Source organism: Paraburkholderia acidiphila, assembly GCF_009789655.1.
Classification (GTDB): domain Bacteria; phylum Pseudomonadota; class Gammaproteobacteria; order Burkholderiales; family Burkholderiaceae; genus Paraburkholderia; species Paraburkholderia acidiphila.
Map to the genome: position 1 here is coordinate 150,213 of NZ_CP046909.1, position 21,832 is coordinate 172,044.

General features: G+C 60.9%; 22 protein-coding genes. 17 read left to right on the top strand and 5 right to left on the bottom strand.

The annotated features are described in order from the left end of the window. Nucleotides 1-179 precede the first annotated feature (179 nt). From FAZ97_RS00685 to FAZ97_RS00695, 3 genes are all read left to right on the top strand, one after another. Nucleotides 180-485 carry a hypothetical protein gene (locus FAZ97_RS00685; RefSeq protein WP_158756724.1) on the top strand — a complete coding sequence of 102 codons (306 nt, stop codon included), beginning with the start codon at nucleotides 180-182 and terminating at the stop codon, nucleotides 483-485. Between the two features lie 204 nt (nucleotides 486-689). After that, complete coding sequence (locus FAZ97_RS00690; protein ID WP_158756725.1) at nucleotides 690-2,915, top strand: MrcB family domain-containing protein; 2,226 nt, start codon at nucleotides 690-692, stop codon at nucleotides 2,913-2,915. Next, nucleotides 2,905-4,131, top strand: coding sequence for an McrC family protein (locus tag FAZ97_RS00695; protein WP_158756726.1), 1,227 nt, complete (start codon nucleotides 2,905-2,907; stop codon nucleotides 4,129-4,131). The genes FAZ97_RS00690 and FAZ97_RS00695 overlap by 11 nt, the downstream gene beginning before the upstream one ends. A gap of 240 nt (nucleotides 4,132-4,371) precedes the next feature. Here FAZ97_RS00695 and FAZ97_RS00700 read toward each other — a convergent pair whose 3' ends face one another. Both FAZ97_RS00700 and FAZ97_RS00705 read right to left on the bottom strand, forming a co-directional pair. Continuing rightward, nucleotides 4,372-4,725, bottom strand: coding sequence for a hypothetical protein (locus FAZ97_RS00700; RefSeq protein ID WP_158756727.1), 354 nt, complete (start codon nucleotides 4,723-4,725; stop codon nucleotides 4,372-4,374). Between the two features lie 433 nt (nucleotides 4,726-5,158). After that, nucleotides 5,159-5,764: a restriction endonuclease gene (locus FAZ97_RS00705; protein ID WP_158756728.1), complete on the bottom strand. Its 606-nt coding sequence runs from the start codon at nucleotides 5,762-5,764 to the stop codon at nucleotides 5,159-5,161. 425 nt (nucleotides 5,765-6,189) lie between these two features. Between FAZ97_RS00705 and FAZ97_RS00710 the strand changes: the two genes are divergently transcribed. The 7 genes from FAZ97_RS00710 to ggt all read left to right on the top strand — a co-directional run bounded on the left by FAZ97_RS00710 (nucleotide 6,190) and on the right by ggt (nucleotide 11,800). Continuing rightward, the gene (locus FAZ97_RS00710; RefSeq protein WP_158756729.1) at nucleotides 6,190-6,477 is read left to right on the top strand and encodes a helix-turn-helix domain-containing protein; all 288 of its coding nucleotides are present in this window, start codon (nucleotides 6,190-6,192) and stop codon (nucleotides 6,475-6,477) included. Between the two features lie 94 nt (nucleotides 6,478-6,571). Then, nucleotides 6,572-6,796 carry a SymE family type I addiction module toxin gene (locus FAZ97_RS00715; RefSeq protein ID WP_158756730.1) on the top strand — a complete coding sequence of 75 codons (225 nt, stop codon included), beginning with the start codon at nucleotides 6,572-6,574 and terminating at the stop codon, nucleotides 6,794-6,796. Between the two features lie 180 nt (nucleotides 6,797-6,976). Continuing rightward, nucleotides 6,977-7,660, top strand: a complete 684-nt coding sequence (locus FAZ97_RS00720; protein WP_158756731.1) for a GntR family transcriptional regulator — start codon at nucleotides 6,977-6,979, stop codon at nucleotides 7,658-7,660. Nucleotides 7,661-7,722: 62 nt separating this feature from the next. Then, the gene (locus FAZ97_RS00725) at nucleotides 7,723-8,541 is read left to right on the top strand and encodes an ABC transporter substrate-binding protein (RefSeq protein ID WP_158756732.1); all 819 of its coding nucleotides are present in this window, start codon (nucleotides 7,723-7,725) and stop codon (nucleotides 8,539-8,541) included. A gap of 15 nt (nucleotides 8,542-8,556) precedes the next feature. Beyond that, a complete protein-coding gene (locus FAZ97_RS00730) occupies nucleotides 8,557-9,324 on the top strand; it encodes an amino acid ABC transporter permease (protein ID WP_158756733.1) in 768 nt (255 codons plus the stop codon). Between the two features lie 96 nt (nucleotides 9,325-9,420). Further along, complete coding sequence (locus FAZ97_RS00735; RefSeq protein ID WP_325073218.1) at nucleotides 9,421-10,137, top strand: amino acid ABC transporter ATP-binding protein; 717 nt, start codon at nucleotides 9,421-9,423, stop codon at nucleotides 10,135-10,137. 70 nt (nucleotides 10,138-10,207) lie between these two features. Then, entirely contained in the window at nucleotides 10,208-11,800 is a 1,593-nt protein-coding gene (gene ggt, locus FAZ97_RS00740; protein WP_158756735.1) for a gamma-glutamyltransferase, read from the top strand. A 45-nt stretch (nucleotides 11,801-11,845) separates the two neighbouring features. Here the strand turns inward: ggt and FAZ97_RS00745 are convergent, their stop codons facing one another. Then, on the bottom strand, nucleotides 11,846-12,292 hold the full coding sequence (locus tag FAZ97_RS00745; RefSeq protein WP_158756736.1) for an SRPBCC family protein: 447 nt from the start codon (nucleotides 12,290-12,292) through the stop codon (nucleotides 11,846-11,848). A gap of 149 nt (nucleotides 12,293-12,441) precedes the next feature. Between FAZ97_RS00745 and FAZ97_RS00750 the strand changes: the two genes are divergently transcribed. Further along, on the top strand, nucleotides 12,442-12,735 hold the full coding sequence (locus FAZ97_RS00750; RefSeq protein ID WP_158756737.1) for a hypothetical protein: 294 nt from the start codon (nucleotides 12,442-12,444) through the stop codon (nucleotides 12,733-12,735). 272 nt (nucleotides 12,736-13,007) lie between these two features. Here FAZ97_RS00750 and FAZ97_RS00755 read toward each other — a convergent pair whose 3' ends face one another. Beyond that, the gene (locus FAZ97_RS00755; RefSeq protein WP_158756738.1) at nucleotides 13,008-13,313 is read right to left on the bottom strand and encodes a DUF4148 domain-containing protein; all 306 of its coding nucleotides are present in this window, start codon (nucleotides 13,311-13,313) and stop codon (nucleotides 13,008-13,010) included. A 274-nt stretch (nucleotides 13,314-13,587) separates the two neighbouring features. Between FAZ97_RS00755 and FAZ97_RS00760 the strand changes: the two genes are divergently transcribed. The 6 genes from FAZ97_RS00760 to FAZ97_RS00785 all read left to right on the top strand — a co-directional run bounded on the left by FAZ97_RS00760 (nucleotide 13,588) and on the right by FAZ97_RS00785 (nucleotide 19,771). After that, a complete protein-coding gene (locus FAZ97_RS00760) occupies nucleotides 13,588-13,842 on the top strand; it encodes a BufA1 family periplasmic bufferin-type metallophore (protein WP_133185438.1) in 255 nt (84 codons plus the stop codon). Between the two features lie 40 nt (nucleotides 13,843-13,882). After that, nucleotides 13,883-14,731 (top strand): MNIO family bufferin maturase, encoded by an 849-nt coding sequence (gene bufB / locus FAZ97_RS00765; protein WP_158756739.1) that lies wholly within the window; start codon nucleotides 13,883-13,885, stop codon nucleotides 14,729-14,731. Next, nucleotides 14,728-15,507: an HvfC/BufC N-terminal domain-containing protein gene (locus FAZ97_RS00770; protein WP_158756740.1), complete on the top strand. Its 780-nt coding sequence runs from the start codon at nucleotides 14,728-14,730 to the stop codon at nucleotides 15,505-15,507. Before bufB ends, FAZ97_RS00770 begins: the two co-directional genes overlap by 4 nt. A gap of 333 nt (nucleotides 15,508-15,840) precedes the next feature. Then, nucleotides 15,841-17,355, top strand: a complete 1,515-nt coding sequence (locus FAZ97_RS00775) for a sensor domain-containing diguanylate cyclase (protein ID WP_158756741.1) — start codon at nucleotides 15,841-15,843, stop codon at nucleotides 17,353-17,355. A 91-nt stretch (nucleotides 17,356-17,446) separates the two neighbouring features. After that, nucleotides 17,447-18,076 (top strand): DUF2239 family protein, encoded by a 630-nt coding sequence (locus FAZ97_RS00780; RefSeq protein WP_158756742.1) that lies wholly within the window; start codon nucleotides 17,447-17,449, stop codon nucleotides 18,074-18,076. A 390-nt stretch (nucleotides 18,077-18,466) separates the two neighbouring features. Further along, complete coding sequence (locus FAZ97_RS00785; protein ID WP_158756743.1) at nucleotides 18,467-19,771, top strand: solute carrier family 23 protein; 1,305 nt, start codon at nucleotides 18,467-18,469, stop codon at nucleotides 19,769-19,771. A 74-nt stretch (nucleotides 19,772-19,845) separates the two neighbouring features. Here the strand turns inward: FAZ97_RS00785 and FAZ97_RS00790 are convergent, their stop codons facing one another. Further along, nucleotides 19,846-21,513: a Na+/H+ antiporter gene (locus tag FAZ97_RS00790; RefSeq protein ID WP_158759003.1), complete on the bottom strand. Its 1,668-nt coding sequence runs from the start codon at nucleotides 21,511-21,513 to the stop codon at nucleotides 19,846-19,848. Nucleotides 21,514-21,832 lie beyond the last annotated feature (319 nt).

The following is a 21,832-nucleotide window of genomic DNA, read 5'->3' on the forward strand; positions in this document are numbered from 1 at the left end:
CGCGACGAACGCACGAACTGCCCGGTTCAGTATGCGCCTGTTCGGGCACCGCAACCATCGTTCGAGTTCGCTCGGGCCTAATGTTTCCCGTGCTGATCTACGCGGCCGCATCGAAAATCATCACCGCTGTCACCAAGGCCACGCACCAGTCGAAAGCCCTATAACGATAAGGATGTTCTATGGACACGCTAAAATTTGCACTCGCGCTGGAAAGCGAAGGCATGGATCCCAAGCACGCAGCTATCATCGCCCACGAGATGTACAGTATCTACGCTCACTCAGTATTGGGCGGTGTCTATAAACCCGTGGACTATGGTGATTTTGAGACGCTTCAAGCCAAGGCGAACCTGATGCGAGCCAAGAAAGAAGCGATGCATAACGTGCTACGTGCCATGACCGACAAAGACGCCGACCAGGAAAAGCACTGGCAGGGCGAAATGGAGCGGATCGACGCGGAGAGGAGGCAACGAGGGTTTATCGAATAATTGACTCGATACGCAATGCCCGTCCCTCCATGTACCCCATTCTAAGAAGCCTTAACGACATGAACGAGAGGCCTATTCACTTCCTACAGGTTCGCGTAGCACTAGAACAAGGTTAAGAACAACGAGCAATTCTGCTCCTGGGCCGAGAACCTGGTCCCTTCAATGTGTTCCGGCGTGAATGAACTACGATCAGCGAGTCTCGAAATGGCAATACCCCCGGCCGAAAGAAGCAAGATTCTCGAGGCGATGAACGAGTTTGACAGCACCCTACTTCCCACCGACGAGTGGCGCGATTGGCAGAACAACCGGTCGCAGCTCTGGGCTCTCAAATACGAAGGGCGGCTCTATCCGCCTAAAAAGATCATTTCGCTTGCTACCGGACTACCGGTCGGAAAATTTTCAGGTGGCCCCGAAGCGATCGACTATCTAGAGAAACATGAATTGGAAGTAATTCGACTTCGTCAATTTACTCTCGATTCAGTCTTTAAGCTGATCCTTGAGCGATATGACGAGGCTCGAAAATCGATTGAATATGCGGGTAACCATGAGATTAAGGAGTTCTTCGACGAGGCCGGCCGAATCATCAGAGTATCTTCCACGCTGACTGGCCACCCGAATATCAACGTGGTAACGTCATACGGGAAAGGTGATTTTGCTCGGATCCCCTGGATTTCCTTGCTCGACAAACGTGAAACGGAAACCACTCAAGCGGGTATTTACATCGTTTACCTGTTCGAAGAAGGTGGAAAGGGTGTCTACCTTAAACTTGCGCAAGGTGTAGCGTTAGCTCAGAAGGAGTATGGCGCCAAGGCAAAAGAAGCGCTTCAGGAAAATGCTGGAAAGATCCGTGTTCAGTGTTCCAATCTGGCATCTCATGGCTTCGATCTCTCTGGCAAGACTAACCTGCAGACGGATAGTAAGCTCGGAAAGCTTTATGAAGCTTCGACAATTGCTGCCAAGCGCTATTCCTCCGATGCGATGCCATCGGAGGCTGAGCTGTTTGGGGATCTCAAAATACTTCTTAGTACCTACGACGGATACGTAATCAATCGAGACTCGGCCACGCAGCCGATCCTAGATCAGCGGCGCTTGGCGCTGATAGGAACTTGGCGCTCAGTTGCGGATGACGCTGAAGAGGTCAAACAAAAGATTCAATCCAACGGAGGATGGGCCTCCTGGTGGAGCTTTACAATCAAAGAGGAAGCGCAGCCAAGGCTCTCCACGCCGTTTAATCTATATGCCTATACCGGCAACGGCATCCTCGGTGCCAAGCTTAGAGTAGCCGAATATAAAACTAGCCGAGGAAACGGCGGCCTTGAATCTCCTTGGCCGGAATTGACCGATGAAAGATGGCGTGGAACGACTCGTGTGAGCAACGCGCAATCTGGAATTTTTAAGACATGGTTCCGAATCGATCGCATCGAAGTTCTTGATCCGCCGATGGTGGTGTCAGCTTTCGACATTTCACCATCTCTTTCAACAGCGCAAAACGTACTGAATCAAAATACTTTTGGCTACGTGTATGACCGAGACGACGACGTCACTTCTTATTCAAAAACTGAACCATTACTCGAGATTTCATTGGATTGGCTCGCACAGCAGACAGGATTGTCGAGTAGCAGTCTTCAAGAGATGATTACTGCGCTCCGGACTGATTCGCCACAGATCATTCTCGCTGGCCCTCCTGGGACTGGAAAAACATGGGTTGCGCGCCAACTCGCACATTACCTGACTCGTGGCAATCCGCGATGCATTCGCTTCGTTCAATTTCACCCAAGCTATACCTACGAGTCGTTCATGGAAGGACTCCGGCCAGTGACCCGTAACGGGGGCATCTCCTTCGAGGTCACAAACGGATTGGTCCTCGATTGCGTCGAGAATATGAGAAGGTGCGGGGATTTGAACAACCCCGCTCAAGATCATGTAATCGTTATTGACGAGGCCAATCGAGCAAATCTGCCCAAAGTGCTGGGAGAGCTGATGTTCCTGTTTGAATATCGTCAGCAGTCCGTTCGCCTTCAGTACTCCGGGGACTTTCTTCTTCCTGCCAATCTACGGTTTATTGCGACGATGAACACCGCAGACCGCAGTATCCGATCGATTGACGTCGCATTGCGGCGGCGATTTGACGTATTTGAACTGCGCCCAGACCCTGAGATTCTACGCAAGTACTATGAGAATAACCGACCGTCTCTCCCGGGACTTGTCGATGGGTTTGTGCAACTCAACCAGATGTTGGAAAGCGAACTGGATCGGCATCATACGATTGGACACACCTTCTTCATGCGGTCAGAGATGGGCGCGGAGACGCTTCGCAAAATCTGGACACGCCGTGTCTTTCCTTTAATTGAGGAGTTCTTCTTCGATCAACCCCAGTTCACTCGAGAATTCAGCCTGGAACGCTTCTGGCCCGCAGCAAATGGTGCATGACCTAGAACTCGTCGAGTCCAGGCAATCGTCGCTGGATATTAGCGAAGACGATGCGTCATTGCTTTCCAGAATTGGGCGCGAACTCGCGTCGACCCAGCGCTGGTGGGGAGAGACGCAACCGCCGGCGAATCGATCTGTCATCGATGTTCGACGGGCACAAGACGGACGGTTCGAAGTAACATTCCGAGAAGTCATCGGAGTTGTTCAAATTGGAGAGTACCGAATCCGCGTGCGACCGAAGATTCCGTGGGAGCATTTCATCTTTATCGCATCAAGATCCGAACTTGCTGCCCGCGTTTCGAGCGAGATCGCATCGGTCGAACGAGGGTTTGAGTTCTTGGAGATTCTCTGTCGGTGGTACGTCGAAGCGGCCGAACGCCTTTTCACGCTAGGTCTGCGGAGCGATTATCTGGAAGTTCAGGAGGAGCGCGATGAAGTTCGCGGCCAACTCCTTCCTCTCCGAACAGCAATGGAAGTAATGAAGGGACGGCCTATCGCATCATGCGTTTTCGACGAACTGTCGATCGACACTCCGTTCAACCGAATCATTCGTGCAACATGTGAACGCGTCGCACGTCTCGAACGGGTATCTGCCGAGGTCAGGAGGCGCTCCCGGCGCCTCGTCTATCGATTGGACACCGTCGGAGCGCTGCGTCCAGCTGATCGTCGACTAAAGCCAGACCGTCTATCTAAGAGCTACATGCATCCGCTTGCGTTGGCTCATCTCATTCTGGACGGCTGCGGCGTCACGCTATCAACTGGGCACGTACAAGGCACATCCTTCCTAATCCGGACGCCGGAGATCATTGAGGACGGGATGCGGAGCATCGTTGCTGAGGGGCTGCCATCGATTCAGGTCAGGAAACGTCGGCACCTGCTCGACGACTCTGGGATTTCAATTAACCCTGACATTGTGTTCGGTGACAGCCTTGCGGTCGCTGACGTTAAGTATAAGTACTTTGATCGCGACTGGAATCGAAACGACTTCAATCAAATTGTTGCGTTTGCAACGGCGCTTCACTGCGACCAGTGTGCCCTCTTGGGTTTCACCTTTGATTCGAGCTTTTCGAAGCCCAGTATCGTCAGCGTCGGTCGCGTTAAGGCCACCCGAATCGGATGGCCTGTCGGCCTAGGGACGCAGCCCGAGAAAATCGCGGATGTGGTGACTGCCGAACTTAACCGTTGGCTGCTCAACTCAAGATCTACTATGCTTTGAATCGCTGCAAACGACATTCGGGAACCTAGGAACAATGTTTGCCTACACTGGATAGTCAGCAGCACTTGGGTGCTAGCGGAGTAAGTTGCAATCAATTGCAAACTGCATCCTACGAAGGCGTGGAGCGCGCGTCGAAACGACTGAACGACAGTGGATGCTCATGTCTTTCTCCAGGGTCTTGTCTCTGAGATTCGACTAGAAGCCTGCGGGCCTACTGTATGAGCGCGTCATTGATGCCAGCTAGGACGTTTTGAAGACATCTTCAGGCACCGTTTGAATCTCAATAAAGTCCCCGTGCAAACCGTTGCCGGAAATGCTGTCCGGTATAACTCTCGCTCTATAGTAGATGACGGAGAAGCCTGCGGCGATGAGGTCAGAGAAGAGCCGTTCAAACATCTCGCGCGGTTGGTGTGGTTCCTGCATGATTCTAACCACTCGGACATACTCTCCGCGTCGCATCATTTTCAATGCGAGTTCAAGTCCACCGTTTACCTCGGACACGAGTTTTTCGTATGCCGTTCGATTGTCGATGCGAAAGGTCGGTTTGCTATTCTGGTAAGTCTCGGCTAATTCAATCGCAGTAACAGTAAACATGCTTAGACTCCATCAATCGACCTTGCCGCGTTCTATTTTGTCCGGTCAACCTATGCATCGGCGGGATGCGCGCGATGTGCAGAATTAAATTGAACGAACACGCCCGCAATCGAAGGTGCTCTTTATTAACCCAGCATCTCTCGGAACGCCGCATTGCTGTCCAAGAAAAAGATTGAGTCCAGCGTTGCGGCGTTTGTTTTAGATTCCTAGTTCAGCATGCCGTGGGTCACGACGTAGTTGTCAGTAATGTACAAATTGTCTCGATGGCTAACCGAAATTGCCCGACACGTCCCAGGTGCAACATCTGCGATGGACTGCAGCGTCAATCGATTGTAAATGTGTGTAGTACGCGGAGATGAGACTCGCTCCAGTTTCCGGGGAAGGTAGAAGATTTGTGAGCGATCTTTGAAGATGACGGATACGCGATAGTGATCTAAGTGAGTCGTAGTCTTACTTCGAAGATTCGCTTTTCCGCCCAAGGAGCGCACCAGATCTCGCACCTGAGTTGCGAGTTCCAAACTGCTTGAACTGTACTCGGCGCCGCCTTGTTTGCAAGCGGTGCCATCGGTACCTCGCCAAGCAGTTCTTGCATCGCAAATTCTGCGACGACGAAGATAGTAAGCGTTGATCCGAGGCTATTTTTGCTCGGATCACTCAAGCTGTCTCGTTCGACCTCCTTGTCCGTCCACACCACCGGCCGCGCGAGCGTCATGCCGAAATCTGCCAACTCCGGATGATACTGGGCGTCTCCGGTTACCTTTCCAATGAGATAAGTACGATTCGCCGGAGAATATGTCACGACCCAATCATCGACCTTAATTTCATTCATGAAACGCCAGACCTGCGATGCACCCGAAATGGCGGTTTTGACTTTCGCTCCAGGTTCGATCGATTGATACAGGGTAATTAGCTCTTCGCGAGTCATGCCTGCTTTGACGTGTGGCGCGAAGTTAGTCCAACCGATAGCTGCGATTCCTCGCTCACGGAAATCGTCGTAAAGACTTCCGCCTTCAGCCCGAATCATCCACATGGTGCTCATGCAATCTCCTTGTTCGATGCGAGTAGTCTACCCCGGTTAAACAGGAACGATATTGAGATCAGGTAACGTCTTCTTCGTGTTCCTATTGTGAGAGACGCCGCCCGTAGTTTTTTACTAAGCGATCTAGCCCCGTCGTATATGCATGGTTAAAAATTTTCTCACTAACCAGGTGATCAAATTCAGTATCTTTGGAGTGTGCTCTATAATTGGGCGGGTCAATAGGGGTGTATTTATTCAATCTATTCGAAGTACGTAGATTAAATTTGATTCTGATTAACAACTCGTTAATAAATGATTGGAGTGGAAGCTAATTACAAATTTAATGATAGTGGATTCGCTACAATGATCAGCGTTTCAGGAATTTAACGCGTTATCTCCAGCCGTGTGCTCCCTCATCTGGAGCCAGTGCGCGAAGAGCACGCTGTATGACGCAACAACAATTCGCCGCGGCGCTCGGAATCGCGCAGCAAACACTAGCTCACTATGAAGTCGGCCGCTCGCGCGTGCCGGCATCGCTGTTGCCGGCGTTAGTGGAACGGTTGATGTTCTCTTTCGAAGAGTTGCTGTGCAGACCAGATCCACGACGATCAAGCAAGGGAAGCGCGATATCGCGTCTACAACGGCAGATCGCTGCAGTCGAACAACTATCCAAGACCAAACAGCAGTTTGTCTCAGAAATGCTGGACACCGTGCTCGCGAAAGCACGGAAGTAGAAGGAGTCTCGCCGCAGTAAACGAAGCGCGGGCCATGAGTGTTACCAGCACCCACAGCCCGCTGACCAAACCCAACTCATGCAAGGAGTTGACCATGGCTGACGCCAATCTTAATGCATCGCACGCTCATCCCGAGCGCCGAGTAACCATCCAGCAGTCTTGGCGGTACCGCAGCCTTGACTCGCGAACAAGAACCGACCCGCCGCTTTACCGCTGGCTCAAGCTAGCCGGCCGATGGCTCGAACTCGCAGGCTTCGATGCCGGCCGACGCGTAAGAATCACGGTGGAGGACAAAAGGCTTGTGATCACCCCAGACTGATCCGCACCGCAGACCAAACCCGCACCACTAGAAGAAGGCCACGAACCCAAAGGGTTCGTGGCCTTCATACCTTCCGCCCCCCCGCAAATCTTTTTTGAAAGACTGGATCCACAAATCCACTCGTAGTACCCTGCCTCACAACAGCAACCCAAAAGCGACGTCCTCCCGCACCGCACAAAAATGCCTGCCAACAGCGTCCGCACCACCACCGGCCTAGCCTTAACCGCTGAAGAAGAGGCCTACCGCTTCCTGCTAGAGGCCATCATCGAAGGCCGCTACGCGGCAGGCCAGCGCATCGTCGCCGAAACGGTTGCCGAAGAACTCTCAATGAGCCGCATGCCTGTCCGCGCAGCGCTCAAAAGGCTCCACACCGAAGGCCTGATAATCCAGCGCCCCAACCGCGGCGCAATCGTCCGCGGCCTGACAGTAGAAGAAGTCCAGGACATCTTCGACATGCGCATCGCGCTCGAATGCCTGGCCATGCGCGTAGCCGCGCCCCGCTGCACCGAAGCGCACCTCACCAAACTCCAGCGCCTGCTAGAAGACATGGACGCCTGCGTAGGCGACACAGACACCTGGGTCCAACGCCACTGCGCGTTCCACGAATATCTGTGTGAAATCAGCGGCCGCACGCGCCTCTACCAGCAAATCCACTCGCTCTACACGCTAATCGAAGGCCCCATGCGCCTGTGGATCGAACAAGCCACCTTCCGACGCAAACGCGCGCGCGACGCCCACCAGATCCTCATCGAAGCACTGCGCACCCGCGACCCCGCGCAAGCCGAGCAAGCGCTACGCGAGCACCTCGAATCAACCGTTCCCCAGATTATCAAGTTCCTCGAATCGCCCGCGTCAAGAACATAACGCGTCGGCATCCTAACTGTCGTCGTACCTGAAGCAGCTCACTCTCAGCCAGGAGCCTCTCGATGTCAGCAAAACAGTTCAAGCGTCTTCGTCTCGCCGCCTGCGCAGGCTTAGCGGTTCTGGCACAAGTGGCCGGAGCATCAGCAGCGCATGCCGCCGATCTGGGCCTCGTGAAAGGCGGCACGCTCACCTACTGTTCGAGCATGGACGCGCCGCCGCTCGCGTCCTACGACGAGAACCAGCAGCCGCGCGGTTTCTCCGTCGACGTGGCGCAAGACATCGCGAAGCAACTCGGCAATCTCAAGGTCGAGTGGAAGGTCATGTCCTTCAGCGGGCAGATTCCCGCGCTGCAGGCGAAGCAATGCGATCTCGTGATCGGCCAGCTCTTCGATAAGCCCGAGCGCCGCCAGATCATCGACATCGTCGACTACATGTATTCGAGCCAGTCGATCATGGTGCCGCGCGGCAATCCGCGCCATGTGCGCTCGCTCGACGATCTCTCCGGCATGAAGGTCGCGGTGCTTAACGGTACGACTATCAGTACGCTGCTCGACAAGGAAAACGACAAGCTCAAAGCCGCAGGCAAGCCGCCCATGAACATCGTTGTCTATAGTTCGGATGCCGATGCATTTCAGGCCTTCCGTCTGAACCAGGTCGATGCCTACGGCACCACGGCAGAAAGCGCCGCACACTTCCAGCAGGTTTCGGGCGACATGTTCGAGGAAGCGGTGCCGGGCTTCAATCGCATCGCGACGGGCATCGGCGCGCGCAAGGGCGAACCGCTTTCGCCTGCAGTCGCGAAGGCCGTGGCCGATCTCGTGAAGAGCGATCGCTACAGCAAAATGCTCGCCACCTGGAAGCTCCAAAACGATCGCCTGTGAGCGCGGGGTGACGCCATGAATTTCAGCTGGGAAATCTTCCGGAAATTCCTGCTCGACCCGAGCCCGGCGTATCTGCACGGGTTGTGGCTCACGTTCTCGATCAGCGCGTGCGCGATCGTGTTCGGCGCCACGCTCGGCCTGATCGTCGCGCTCATGCGGCTTTCGTCGAGCCTGCCGGTGCAGTATCTCGCGCGCGGTTATATCTGGGTCATGCGCGGCACGCCGTTGCTCATGCAGATCGTGTTCCTGTACACCGCGTTTGCCGCGGCGAACATCTTTCACTTTCACGATCTCGACTTCGGCATCATCTCACTGCCGGGCAACATTCAGGCCGCCGTGCTCGCGCTCGGCATGAATTCGGCGGCTTATCAGGCGGAGATCATTCGCGCGGGCTTGAGTTCGGTGGACAGAGGCCAATACGAAGCGTCGCGTTCGCTCGGCATGACTTCGGTGCTGCTCATGCGCCGCGTCGTGCTGCCGCAAGCGTTCCGCATCATCGTGCCGCCGCTCGGCAACGAGTTCAACGTCATGCTGAAAAACACCACGCTCGTGAGCGTGATCGGCGTGCCGGAACTGCTGCTCAGCACGCAGATGATCACTTCGGTGAACTTCCGCGTGTTCGAGTTGTATCTCGTCCTCGGCATCTACTTCCTCGCGCTCACCAGGCTCTGGGGTTTCGTGCAGCGGCGGCTAGAAGCGCACTTCGGCCGCGGCGAGGCGAAGCCGGCTGCGAATACGCGTCTGTTCGGCGCGCAAACGATGAAACTGCTGCGAGGACGTTGACATGAGCGTTGACATGAACGAAGCACGCGAAATCGTCATCGAGGCGTCGGACATTCACATTCGTTCGGCGCGACCAAGGTGCTCAACGGTATTTCGTTGAGCGTCGCAAAAGGGGAAGTGGTGGTGCTGATCGGCTCGTCCGGGTCGGGCAAAACCACCTTCATTCGCTGCCTCAATCTGCTCGAGTCGTACGACAGCGGGCGGGTGCGCGTGAACGGCCATCTGCTCGGCTTTGTCGAGCGCCCGAACGGCACGCTGGTGCGCGATTCCGGGCGCCAACTCGCACGGCAGCGCCGCGATATCGGCATGGTGTTCCAGCGCTTCAATCTGTTTCCGCACATGACGGCGCTGGAAAACGTGATCGAGGCGCCCATCCATGTGCTGAAGATGCCGCGCGAAGAAGCGGTCAAACAAGCGAAGGCGCTGATCGCGCGCGTGGGTCTTGCCGATCGCGCCGATCACTATCCGTCGCAGCTTTCCGGTGGCCAGCAGCAGCGCATCGCCATCGCCCGCGCGCTCGCCATGCAACCGAAGGTGCTGCTCTTTGACGAGCCCACCAGCGCGCTCGATCCGGAAACCGTAGGCGAAGTACTGCAGGTGATGAAGGAGCTGGCGGAAGACGGCATGACGATGGTCGTCGTCACGCACGAAATGGGCTTTGCGCGCGAGGTGGCTGACCGAGTGGTCGTGCTCGACCAGGGCGAGCTGATCGAAGAGGGGCCGCCGGAGCGCATCTTCACGGCGCCTTCGCATCCGCGCACGCAGACGTTCTTGAAACGCACGTTGCGCACTGCAATGCCCGCTTCCGCGTAGTAGACGTAGCCACCAGGCAGCGTCACCTGAAATAAAACATCATCAGGACACCAAAGAGGAGAACGCTTCGATGCGTAACTTCGAAACGCCGGGCCGCTCGCTCGTCATGGCTCGCAACGGTATGGCCGCAACCTCGCATCCGAGCGCAACGCTCGCGGCCGTGCAGATTCTCGCCGCGGGCGGCAACGCCATGGACGCCGCAATTGCCGCGTGTGCAGTGCAGTGCGTGGTCGAACCAGGTTCGACGGGCGTGGGCGGCGACTGCTTCGCGCTCTATTCGCGTGGCGGCACGGACGACGTAATCGCCTATGACGGCTCCGGCTGGGCCCCCGCCGCCGCGAGCGCAGAGCGCCTGCGCGCGATGGGCATAGAAACGATTGCGCGCCATTCGCCGCACGCGGTCACCGTACCGGGCGCGGTGGACGCATGGACCACACTCCATCGCGACCACGGCCGCCTGCCGCTGCGCGACGTGCTCGCACCGGCAATCCGTTTCGCGGAAGAAGGCTACGCCGTCGCGCCGCGTACCGCGCACGACTGGGCTGCGGAGGTCGAAACGCTTTCGCGTGACGCCGTAGCTCGAACCACCATGCTCGTGGATGGCGCCGCGCCGCGCGCGGGCTCGACGCACCGTCAGCCGCGCCTCGCCAACACGCTGCGCGCCATCGCCGAAACGGGTCGCGACGCGTTCTACCGAGGCGCAGTTGCCGCCGATCTCGTCGCGCAGCTTCAGGCTCACGGCGGTTTGCACACGCTGGAGGACTTTGCCGAATTCCACGGCGAATACGTCACGCCAATTCGCGCGAAGTTCCAGGGCTATGACGTGATCGAATGTCCGCCTGCAGGGCAGGGCGTCATTGCGCTGCTGTTGCTCCGCCTGCTCGACAAGTACGACGCCGAAGGCAGCCCGCTCGACCCCGACCGTCTCCATCGCGAGATCGAGGCAGCGAAGCTTGCCTACGCGGTACGCGACGCCGTGCTGGCCGACCCGCGCCATGGCGCCGTCGACGTCGATCGCCTGCTGTCCGACGAATACGTGGACACACTGCGCAGCCGCATCGACCTCGAAAGCGTGCTGGACCCAGCCGCCGCGATCTCCCAGGTCGAGCATCGCGACACGGTCTACATCACCGTGGTCGATCGCGACCGCAACTGCGTGAGCTTCATCAATTCGTTGTTCTATCCATTCGGCAGCGGACTGATGGGCAAGGAATCCGGCGTGATGCTGCACAACCGCGGCATGAGCTTCTCGGTGGAGCCGGGGCATCCCAACGCCATCGCGCCGCGCAAGCGTCCATTGCACACGATCATCCCGGGGATGGTCGCGCGCGACGGCCGCGTGCAAATGAGTTTCGGCGTGATGGGCGGCCACTATCAGGCGATGGGCCACGCGCATTTCCTCTCGAAGGTGCTGCACTACGGCCTCGACATGCAGGCCGCGATGGATCTGCCGCGCGTCTTCCCGCGCCCTGGCACGGGAACCGTGGAAATCGAATCGACGTTGCCGGACAGCACGCGTGCGGTGCTTGCGGATCGCGGCTTCAAGCTCGTGCCGGCGGCCGGCCCGATTGGCGGGTCGCAGGCTATTCGCATCGACTGGGAGCGGGGTGTGCTGACCGGCGCGTCCGATCATCGCAAGGACGGCTGCGCGCTCGGGTATTGAAGAAGCACGCGGTAAAAAAAGAAAGGGGCACGAGCCCCTTTCTACTTACTGGCTGATTTCGGCTTCAACGAGCTTCGCAAGCAACCCCAGCGACTCCTGCCAGCCGAGATAACACGCCTCGACCGGAATGATCTCCGGTATGCCTTCCTGCACGACGGTCATTTCCGCACCGAAAAAGACCGCGCGTAATTCCACCGTCGTCTGCATGGTGCCGGTCAGGTGCTCGTCTTCGAACACACCGGTGTAACGCAAACGCTCGTTCGGCACGAGTTCGAGGTATTCGCCGCCAAACGAATGACCGTGGCCGGCCGTGAAGTTCTTGAACGACATCCGGTAACGGCCGCCAACCTTCGCGTCGAGTTCATGAACCGTGCAGGTGAAGCCGTTGGGCGGCAGCCATTTCACGACCGCGCTCGCGTCGAGGAAGGCGCGATAGATGCGCTCCGGCGGCGCACGCAGCACGCGGTGCAGGCGGACGGTGTTCGATGCCATGTCTAAGCTCCCAGGGTGGTGGATCGCCCTGCAATAGTAGGCCACCCGCCCGGGACCCATCGCCTAAACTTCCCAATACCGAACGCCCGGCCGCATACCCATCGGCCGGATAGCCCGCAGCCGCTCACCCGCGGCACCTGGAGGTCACCATGAGCGCTCAACCGCTTGCGATGCATCAGGTCGACTACGAAGGCTTTGAGATCCACGTCAGCGCCACGCCAACCGAAGAGGGCGCGAACCGCTATACCTACACGGCCTACGTCTGCCATCCCGGCGCGAATCCCGCGAAGCCGGGTCACACGGTCACCTATCACGCGGACGGCGACGAAACCTGGCGCAGCGAGCAGGATGCCACCGAAGAGGCGGTGCACGTGGGCCGCAGCATCATCGACGGCACGCACCCCGATCTTTCCGTGCTCTCGCTCGTCACGCACGGCTTCTGAGCCGGGCGAGCGAGCCGCCTTCGCGCGGCCCGCGCTGGAAAAGCGGGCCGCATGCGTCGCGAGAGGGAAGGAGGAAAAAGGCCCGGACCGCAGTCCGGGCAAAGCCACCGGATTTCCGGCGGCGGAGGTTTTCGTGGGCGTGCCGTTCTTTCCGCCGCGCGCGTTGCACGCGCGGTGCAGAAATGAACGGCGGGCCCGCTCTCTCTCAATCGGGAGAGCGGGCCCGCCTGGCGTTGCTCGCGCAGTGCATCGGCACCGCGCGTGAGCCGCAATTACTGGCCGAAGTAAGTCGGCTTGATGTTCGGTGCGCGCGTGCCGGACTGGACGCTGCCGCTCGTCGATGCGCCGTAAGCCGTAGCTTCTGCGCCGTTCTGCTGGGCAACGCGTGCTTCAGCAGCTTGCAGGTCTGCCGGGTAGTACGGGCTCGACAGGTTCGGACGGTAGCCGGCTTTTTCCAGCTGGACCAGTTCGGCGCGAACTTGAGCGCGCGTCACGGGCGCTTGCTCGGCTTGTGCGAACGACAGGGCCGGAGCGGCGAGGACGGTAGCGGCGAGTGCAGCAGCAATCAGATTCTTCATGGTAACAACCTCCGAAAATTATGTTGTCGATCCGTAACAATCATGTTGCTCGAATCGTTGATGAGACTTTATTGCAGTGCACATCAAAGAAAAATACTGCAATCCAGCAAACATCATTACTCGAACTGCAATAATTTCGAAAACCTCTGGCGCTTCGCTCCGACCGCGGGCGGCCTGGTGAGGCAAAATAGGGCGCCCGAGGCCGCGCGTTGCGACGGCCACTCATCCCAATCGCGTACTGCGAAACCCATTTCGAAGTTCAAGGAGAAACGCCATGAAGAACTCCCTCGGCCGCCAGGCGCTGATTGCCGCCGCACTGGCGGGTCTTGCGACGGCCGGCGCGGGCGTGGCCCACGCAGACGACACCGTGAATTGCTACGGCGTCGCCAAGGCTGGCCAGAACGACTGTTCGAGCAAGACCGGCGTGCACGACTGCGCGGGCCAGGCCAAAGTCGATCACGACAAGGGCGACTTCAAGACCATGCCGAAGGGCACGTGCGAGAAGCTGGGCGGCACGCCGGAAAAATGAGCCTCGCGGCGGAGCGGGCGCGCATCGAGGGAGGCGCAAGATGAGGGCGCGAGGCGTGCTGAGTGGCGTGGGCATTGGCTTGCGTCACGCGCATTACGAGGCCTTCATGGCGGGGCCGCCTGATGTCGACTGGATCGAGGTCCACAGCGAGAATTATTTCGGAGACGGCGGCTACGATCTGCATGTGCTTGAAACCGTGCGGCGCGATTTGCCGGTGAGCCTGCACGGCGTGGGGCTCGGACTTGGCTCGGCTGCACCGCTCGATACGGTGCATCTCGCGAGGCTCGCGCGGCTGGTGACGCGCATCGAGCCCGCTTTGGTGTCCGAGCATCTTTGCTGGGGGGCGAGCGCGCAAGGCGCGCTGCACGATCTGCTGCCAATGCCGCTCACGCAAGCCTCGCTCGATCACTTGAGCGCACGCGTTTCCCAGATGCAGGATGCGCTGGGCCGTACCGTGCTGGTCGAAAATGTTTCGACCTACGTACGATTTCGCGGCGATACGTACAGCGAGGCCGAATTTCTTGCGGCGCTCGCGCAGCGTACGGGCTGCGGGGTGCTTCTCGACGTGAACAATCTTTACGTGAATCAATGCAACCACGGTGAGGATGCACTGGCGGCCATGGCCGCACTGCCGCCGCAGATCGTCGGCGAGATTCATCTGGCGGGCCATCGCGTCACGCCCGCCGCCGTGATCGACGATCACGGTTCGCGCGTCGCGTCGGCAGTCTGGTCGCTATATGAGGCCGCGCTCGAGCGCTTTGGCGCGACGTCCACGCTCATCGAGTGGGATACGGCGGTCCCTGCGCTCGAGGTGTTGCTTGACGAAGCGCGGCTCGCGCGCGAACGACTCATGAAGCACGCGCCTGGTGCGAAGGAGCTGCGCCCATGACCGCGCGCAACACGCTGGAGGCGATGCAGCAAACCTTCGCCGCCGCGTTGGACGACCCTAACGCCGATGTCACGCTGGCCAGCGAAATGCTCCCCGCCGACGCAGCGCTGCTGCACGAACGCATGGGCCTCTATCGCGGCAACGCGCGCGCAGCGCGGCGACTTGCGCTTGCGAATGCGTATCCGGTACTAGCGGCACTGACCGGCGAGACCTACTTCGATTCACTCGCGCTCGCCTACGCCCGCGCGCATCCTTCGTGCGATGCGGACCTGAACCGCTTCGGTGCACAGTTGCCCGAGTTCATCGAACGTTACGAGACCGACGCACGCTACGCATATTTCGGCGATGTCGCGCGACTCGAATGGGTATTGCACGCGGCGCATTACGCAGCGAATGCCACGCCGCCGAACGCGCAGCAATGGCAGGCACTCGGCGCAGAGCGTCTTGCGCAAGCGCATCTCGTGGTGCATCCCGCATGCGCTGCGCTCGCCTTGCGCTTCGACGCCGTGGCGATCTGGCGGGCGCATCAGCCGGGCGGCGTATGGCCCGAGCGCGTAGATGTGCGGTCGTGGGCGCTCGTGGTCCGGCCGCAGTGGCGGCCCACGGTGCTCGAGCACACGCATGCCGCGCACGCGGCGTTCGTCGCACTGCGAGATGGCGCCACGCTAGACAATGCGCTTGCCCAGGCATTCGACATCGACCCGGCTTTCGACTTCGGTGGTCAATGGCGTGCGTGGATCGAGGCGCACGCAATCGTCGGCGTGCGCGACGATTGACCATGCGGCGCGACAAGCGCATGCGCAGTCTCGCCATAAAGAAGAGGAATCCAAACTAACAACCACACCGCGCCTCGCGAGTCGTACTTTATTCAGGAGAATAGGGCGCGAAAAGCGAGCTTCGTCTTAATCACCAGCCCCAGCCGGACTTGCCCGCATAGCAGCGCTTCACGCGGCATGCGAGGATGAATGCATACGCACAGCATGCGAGCGCCGGCCGTTGTACACTCGATTGCAGCCCGGCGCGCGCGGCGCCGGGCATCGTCCGCGGTCGGGCGCAGGCAAGCGCCCGACAACCGGCGCCACTGCAAGGCCAGCCCCCGAAGGCTCGAGATGATGATCCGCCGACCGAACGCCGTGCTTGCTATCGGCATTGCGCTCGCCGCAGTGCTGACGCTGGTCGCCGCGTGGGTCATGGCGCAAATGCGGCACGACGCGCTCGCGAGCGCCCGTGCGTCCGCCTCCAACATGGCGCTGCTGTTCGAGCGCGACACCGCGCGCAATTTCGACGTCTACGACCTTTCGCTGCAAGCCGTCATCGACGCCATCGACGATCCGCGTCTCGCCGCGCTGCCCGCCGACATTCGCCAGAACGTGCTGTTCGACCGCTCGGCCACCGCGAAGAATCTTGGCGCGATCTTCGTTACCAACGCGGCGGGCGATGTGGTGTTCGATTCGCGCTCGGTGCCGCCGCGCGTGCTCAACGTGGCCGACCGCGACTATTTCATCGCGCAGCGCGACTCGGCGCACGCGGGACTTTTTCTGAGCCATCCGTTCATTCCACGCGATGGACCGGCCAACGCGACGATCGGCATGAGCCGCCGTCTCTCGAACCCCGACGGATCGTTCGCGGGCGTTGTGGTCGGCACGATGCGGCTCGATTATTTCCGGCACCTGTTCGGCGACGTGAACATCGGCACGAACGGCACGGTGGCGCTTTCCCTCGCCGACGGCACGCTGCTCATGCGCCGTCCATACGATCCGCAACTGATCGGCAAAAGCATTGCGGAGTCCGTGCTCTTCCAGCGTTTCGAGCGGACGCAGTCTAGCGGCTTCTTCTCGCTCGGCCCGATAGACGGCGTGCGGCGCTGGTTCGCGCTGCGGCGCGTGGAAGGCTATCCGCTCGTGTTCAGCGTGGCCGTCGCCGCGGACGACATCTACCGCGAATGGCGCGTGCGCGCGTGGATCATCGGCACGCTCACGGCGGTGCTCGACGTTTCGCTGATCGCGCTCGCGTTGATGTTCACGCGCCAGTTGCGCCAGCGCGGCGCGGTGGAGGCGGAGTTGCGCGTGCAGGCGGGCACCGATGCGCTCACGTCGCTCGCGAACCGGCGCGCCTTCGAAACCCGCGCAGATCATGAATGGGTGCGCGCGCGCCGCTCGGGCAGCCCGCTCGCGCTCGTGCTGATCGATGTCGACCGCTTCAAGCGCTACAACGATCGCTATGGCCACCTGGCGGGCGACGACGCGCTCGCGGCCGTCGCGCACGCGCTCGGCGCACACGCACGCCACGCGGCGGACTGTGCTGCGCGCTATGGCGGCGAGGAGTTCGTATTGCTGCTGCCCGAAACGGGCGAGGCCCAGGCGCTCGCGCTGGCCGAGAAGGTGCGCGCCGCGATCGAGGCGTTGGCGCTGCCGCACGCCGACAGCCCGAATGGCGTGCTCACGGTGAGCTTGGGCGTGGCGTGCACGACGCAAAGCGTGTTTGCCGACTGGCGCGCGCTGACCGACGCCGCCGACGCGGCGCTCTACACAGCCAAGCGCTCCGGCCGCAACCGCGTGGCGGCATGGCTGCCGGCTACGGCCGCCGACGCGCGCGGCGCGGATGTCGAAGGCCGCTCCGGCTGACCGTGATCAAATTTAACCCGGGTAATATTGCATTTCACAATTTACCCGGGTAATATTCGCCCATCATTGAATATCAGGAAGGAGAAAAACGATGGTGATGGCGAACAGTTGCACGGCATTTGCGGGCACGCGCCTGATCGCGCGGGGCGCGCCGCTTCAGGTGGCGCTGGCGGTCAAGACGGAACTCGAGCGTGAAGGAAACGACAACGGCGCGGCAGTGCTGGTTTTCGACGACCGCGACGCGCGGCCCGTGGAATTCGATCTGCGTGGCACGGAACAGGACATCGAAGTGCGCCTCGCCGCGCAGGCGAGCGGCGGCGAACAGCACGCGGTCGCGCCGAACGCTCCAGGCGACGAAGAAGCGCAGGAAGACGCCCCGCGCGGCCGCGGCCGCCCAAAGCTTGGCGTGGTCGCTCGCGAGGTGACGTTGCTGCCGCGTCATTGGGACTGGCTCGGCGCGCAGCCGGGGGGCGCTTCAGTGGTGCTGCGCCGGCTCGTGGATTCCGCGCGCCACGCGAGCGAGGCGCGCGAACGCATGCGGGCGGCCCAGGAAGCCGCGCATCGCTTCATGACCGCACTGGCCGGCAATCTGCCGGATTACGAGGAGGCGTTGCGCGCGCTCTACGCGGGTGAGCGAAGCCGCTTCGAAGCGGCGAACGCGCCGTGGCCGGAGGACGTGCGTGCCTATGCGCGGGAGTTGGCGCAAGCCGCATTCGGGTGAACATGCGAGCCGGCAAAGCGTGGCCGGATTGATCGTGAGCGGGCAAAAAAAAACCGCTCAAGCGGGGAGCAAGAGCGGAGAAGTCGGAGAGTTTACAACTTACAACCTCTGCATGTACTTCATGGGGTCACGCAGCAAAGTAAGTCTAGGCCTGGCTTCCTGCCCCGAATATAGGATGAGTCCTAAACTCCATTCGGTATTCACTTAAGACCTCGCATCGACCACCGTCGGCATGGTTTCGGACGCCTGATATCCGGCTTGCCACGCGGATTGCGGCTCCGTACACTCCCGCCTGATCTGCATCAATGGCGGCCGTTGTATCGAGACGCCCACAATCAAAACCAGAACCAAAACCGCAAATCACGCCGACAAGCGGCACAAGAGGAACCCATGTCCGACTCCTATTTCCCCCGCTGGCGCGCGCAGACGGGTGACACCCGCGGCGTCGTCGCCCCCGACGAGCGCCTCGCCTGGCCGCAGATGTTCGCCATGGGCGTGCAGCACGTCGTCGCCATGTTCGGCTCGACCGTGCTCGCGCCGCTGCTCATGGGCTTCGACCCGAACCTGTGCATTTTCATGTCGGGTGTCGGCACGCTGCTGTTCTTCGTGGTGGTGGGTGGGCGCGTGCCGAGCTATCTCGGTTCGAGCTTCGCGTTCATCGGCCTCGTGATCGCCGTGACGGGCTATGGCGGGCAGGGCGCCAACGCCAACATTCCCGTGGCGCTCGGCGGCATCATCGCGTGCGGCGTGGTGTATACGCTGATCGGCCTGCTCGTTTCGGCCGTCGGCACCAAGTGGATCGAAACGCTCATGCCGCCGGTCGTGACCGGCGCGATTGTCTGCGTGATCGGGCTGAATCTCGCGCCCATCGCCGTGAAGGGCGTGAGCGGTTCGACCTTCGACTCGTGGATGGCGATCGTCACCGTGCTGTGCGTGGGCGGCGTGGCCGTGTTCACGCGCGGCATGCTGCAGCGCCTGCTGATTCTCGTCGGCCTGCTGATCGCCTATGTGATCTACGCAGTCATCACGAACGGCATGGGCCTCGGCAAGCCGATCGACTTCTCGATCGTCGCGAACGCCGCCTGGTTCGGCATGCCGAAGTTCACCGCGCCAGTGTTCGATCCGCACGCCATGGCGCTGCTCGTGCCGATCGCCGTGATTCTGGTGGCGGAAAATCTCGGCCACATCAAGGCCGTTTCCGCGATGACGGGCTACAACCTCGACCGCTATGTGGGCCGCGCGTTCATCGGCGATGGCCTCGCCACGATCGTTTCGGGCTTCGCGGGCGGCACCGGCGTGACGACCTACGCGGAAAACATCGGCGTGATGGCCGTGACGAAAATCTACTCGACGCTCGTGTTCGTGATCGCCGCGGTCATCGCGCTCGTGCTCGGCTTCTCGCCGAAGTTCGGCGCCGTCATTCAGACCATTCCGGGCCCGGTGCTCGGCGGCGTCTCGATCGTCGTGTTCGGTCTGATTGCCGTGACGGGCGCGCGCATCTGGGTCGTCAACAAGGTGGACTTCTCGGACAACCGCAATCTCATCGTCGCCGCCGTCACGCTCGTGCTCGGCGCGGGCGACTTCTCGCTCAAGCTCGGCGGCTTCGGGCTGGGCGGCATCGGCACCGCCACGTTCGGCGCGATCATCCTCTACGCTTTGCTGCGCCGCAAGCCGGCGCAGGAAGCGGCGGTCTAAGCTTCAACGCTATTCACCGCTCACGCGGCGCCGGTTCCCGGCGCCGCGTTTTCCCACTCCCGTCAGGCTCGCGCTCAATTGCGATTGCGTCCGCGCGTCGTCATCGCCGTTTCCGAGAGATCGACTTCGCGCATCAGCTTCGCCAGCGTTTCGTCGTTGATCTGCATCTGGTTGCGCAGCTTGAGCAGCGCCGCGCGTTCGGCGCGCATGCCCGCTAGGCGCATTTCCAGCTCCAGCGCGTCCGAGCGGCGCGCGTGCGCGCTGCGGTCGCGGTCGGCGTCGAGCGAGGCGAGTCGGCGGCGATAGGTGTCCATCACGCGCGCGGTCGTATCGGCGGCATAGGCGGCCTGCGATTCGTCGAGATCCTCGCTCACTTTTTCGTGCACCGCGTCCACGGCGCGGATGCCCGCCTGCGCCGCCTGGATGCGCGCCTGGCGTTCTTCGGCTGCGTGCGGTCCCTGCGCGCCGCGCCGCACGCCGCGCAGCAGGAGCGGCAGTCCAACGATCGCCACCAGCAGCGACGCGAGGATCACGCCCGTCGCGATGAAAATGGCGCTGTCGCGCCCCGGCAGCGGGCTGCCGTTGGCGAGCGCCACGGGCAGCGAGAGCACGCCCGCGAGCGTCACCGCGCCGCGCACGCCCGCCACGGTGGTGATCGCCACGGTGCGCAGGCCCGGCACGGCGTTCGCCACGCCGTGACGCGCGGCACCGCGGCTCGCCACCCAGCGCAGCAGCCACACCCAGCCGAAGCGCATGGCGTAGAGCGCCACGAGCACGGCGGCGATATAGCCGATGAGGCGCAGCATCTGCACGTTGCTCGTGTGGTGCGCGTCGAGCAGCGCCTTGCCGAGAATGCCCGGGAACTGCAGGCCGAGCAGGGTGAACACCATGCCGTTGAACACGAACTCGATCATCGACCACGTGCTCGTTGCGCGCACGCGTGTCGACACCGGTCCTTTGTGCGCGACGCTCGTGTAGTTCATCGTCATGCCGGCGGACACGGCCGCGAGCACGCCGGACACTTCGAGGTGCTCGGCGAACAGATACGCCGCGAACGGAATCAGCAAGGTCAGCACGACGCCCGGCGCGGGGTCGCCTTCTTCGGTCACGTTGAGAAAGCGCTCCGAAACGAAGCTGAAGAGCCAGCCGATCAACGCCCCGAGCGCAAGGCCACCCGCCGCGATCAGCACGAAGCTGAGCGCCGCCGCGCGCAGCGAGAAATAGCCAGTGAGCGCGGCCGCCACGGCGAACTTGAGCGCCACGAGGCCCGAGGCGTCGTTCATCAGCGCTTCGCCTTCGAGGATGTGCATGAGCTGCGAGGGAATCCGGTCCTTGCCGGCGATGCCCGAGAGCGCCACGGCGTCGGTGGGCGAGAGCACGGCGGCGAGCGCGAAGGCGACGGGCAGCGAGATCTGCGGCACGAGCCAGTGCACGAAATAGCCCACGGCGACGACCGTCAGCAGCACGAGGCCGAGCGCGAGCATGAGAATCGCGCGGCGCTGCATGAAGAACTCGCGTTTGGGCATGCGCCAGCCGTCGGCGAACAGCAGCGGCGGGATGAACAGCGCCATGAAGATGTCGGGATCGAACGTGACGTGCGGATTCACGAGCGGAAACGTGAGCAGCGCGCCAATGCCGATCTGCACGAGCGGCAACGGCAGCCTGAGAGGCACGGTGCGCGCGATGACGCCGGACACGGCGACAGCGAGCAGCAAAATGAGAACGGTGAAGAGGATGTCCATCGAAAAACTTAGCGGGGGCGAAACGGGACAAAAACGGGACGAAAACGGGACGATGCGCAGGAGCGCCGAAGCGGAAGCCATGGTCTTCGTTCGCGCGCGGTACGGCACTGCGTTCTGGCGCGTATTAGAGAGGGGCACGCCGGTCGAGGGAGAGTGTAGCCTGACGCGTCTGTCAGCCGCCGCGAAGCGCGCAGCGCGCGTGCGTGGCGAGGCGCACATCCAGCCTCCATTTGCCTGCGGCACGGCGCCGGGAATGCGGCAATCTGTCCGCTGGAGCGCGCCACTACCGAAGCAAAAGCGCGTGGAAAGGCGCACGATA

Coding starts and splice junctions, on each gene's coding strand:
- FAZ97_RS00685 (WP_158756724.1), top strand. CDS start 180: ATGGACACGCTAAAATTTGCACTCGCGCTGGAAAGCGAAGGCATGGAT.
- FAZ97_RS00690 (WP_158756725.1), top strand. CDS start 690: ATGGCAATACCCCCGGCCGAAAGAAGCAAGATTCTCGAGGCGATGAAC.
- FAZ97_RS00695 (WP_158756726.1), top strand. CDS start 2,905: ATGGTGCATGACCTAGAACTCGTCGAGTCCAGGCAATCGTCGCTGGAT.
- FAZ97_RS00700 (WP_158756727.1), bottom strand. CDS start 4,725: ATGTTTACTGTTACTGCGATTGAATTAGCCGAGACTTACCAGAATAGC.
- FAZ97_RS00705 (WP_158756728.1), bottom strand. CDS start 5,764: ATGAGCACCATGTGGATGATTCGGGCTGAAGGCGGAAGTCTTTACGAC.
- FAZ97_RS00710 (WP_158756729.1), top strand. CDS start 6,190: ATGACGCAACAACAATTCGCCGCGGCGCTCGGAATCGCGCAGCAAACA.
- FAZ97_RS00715 (WP_158756730.1), top strand. CDS start 6,572: ATGGCTGACGCCAATCTTAATGCATCGCACGCTCATCCCGAGCGCCGA.
- FAZ97_RS00720 (WP_158756731.1), top strand. CDS start 6,977: ATGCCTGCCAACAGCGTCCGCACCACCACCGGCCTAGCCTTAACCGCT.
- FAZ97_RS00725 (WP_158756732.1), top strand. CDS start 7,723: ATGTCAGCAAAACAGTTCAAGCGTCTTCGTCTCGCCGCCTGCGCAGGC.
- FAZ97_RS00730 (WP_158756733.1), top strand. CDS start 8,557: ATGAATTTCAGCTGGGAAATCTTCCGGAAATTCCTGCTCGACCCGAGC.
- ggt (WP_158756735.1), top strand. CDS start 10,208: ATGCGTAACTTCGAAACGCCGGGCCGCTCGCTCGTCATGGCTCGCAAC.
- FAZ97_RS00745 (WP_158756736.1), bottom strand. CDS start 12,292: ATGGCATCGAACACCGTCCGCCTGCACCGCGTGCTGCGTGCGCCGCCG.
- FAZ97_RS00750 (WP_158756737.1), top strand. CDS start 12,442: ATGAGCGCTCAACCGCTTGCGATGCATCAGGTCGACTACGAAGGCTTT.
- FAZ97_RS00755 (WP_158756738.1), bottom strand. CDS start 13,313: ATGAAGAATCTGATTGCTGCTGCACTCGCCGCTACCGTCCTCGCCGCT.
- FAZ97_RS00760 (WP_133185438.1), top strand. CDS start 13,588: ATGAAGAACTCCCTCGGCCGCCAGGCGCTGATTGCCGCCGCACTGGCG.
- bufB (WP_158756739.1), top strand. CDS start 13,883: ATGAGGGCGCGAGGCGTGCTGAGTGGCGTGGGCATTGGCTTGCGTCAC.
- FAZ97_RS00770 (WP_158756740.1), top strand. CDS start 14,728: ATGACCGCGCGCAACACGCTGGAGGCGATGCAGCAAACCTTCGCCGCC.
- FAZ97_RS00775 (WP_158756741.1), top strand. CDS start 15,841: ATGATGATCCGCCGACCGAACGCCGTGCTTGCTATCGGCATTGCGCTC.
- FAZ97_RS00780 (WP_158756742.1), top strand. CDS start 17,447: ATGGTGATGGCGAACAGTTGCACGGCATTTGCGGGCACGCGCCTGATC.
- FAZ97_RS00785 (WP_158756743.1), top strand. CDS start 18,467: ATGTCCGACTCCTATTTCCCCCGCTGGCGCGCGCAGACGGGTGACACC.
- FAZ97_RS00790 (WP_158759003.1), bottom strand. CDS start 21,513: ATGGACATCCTCTTCACCGTTCTCATTTTGCTGCTCGCTGTCGCCGTG.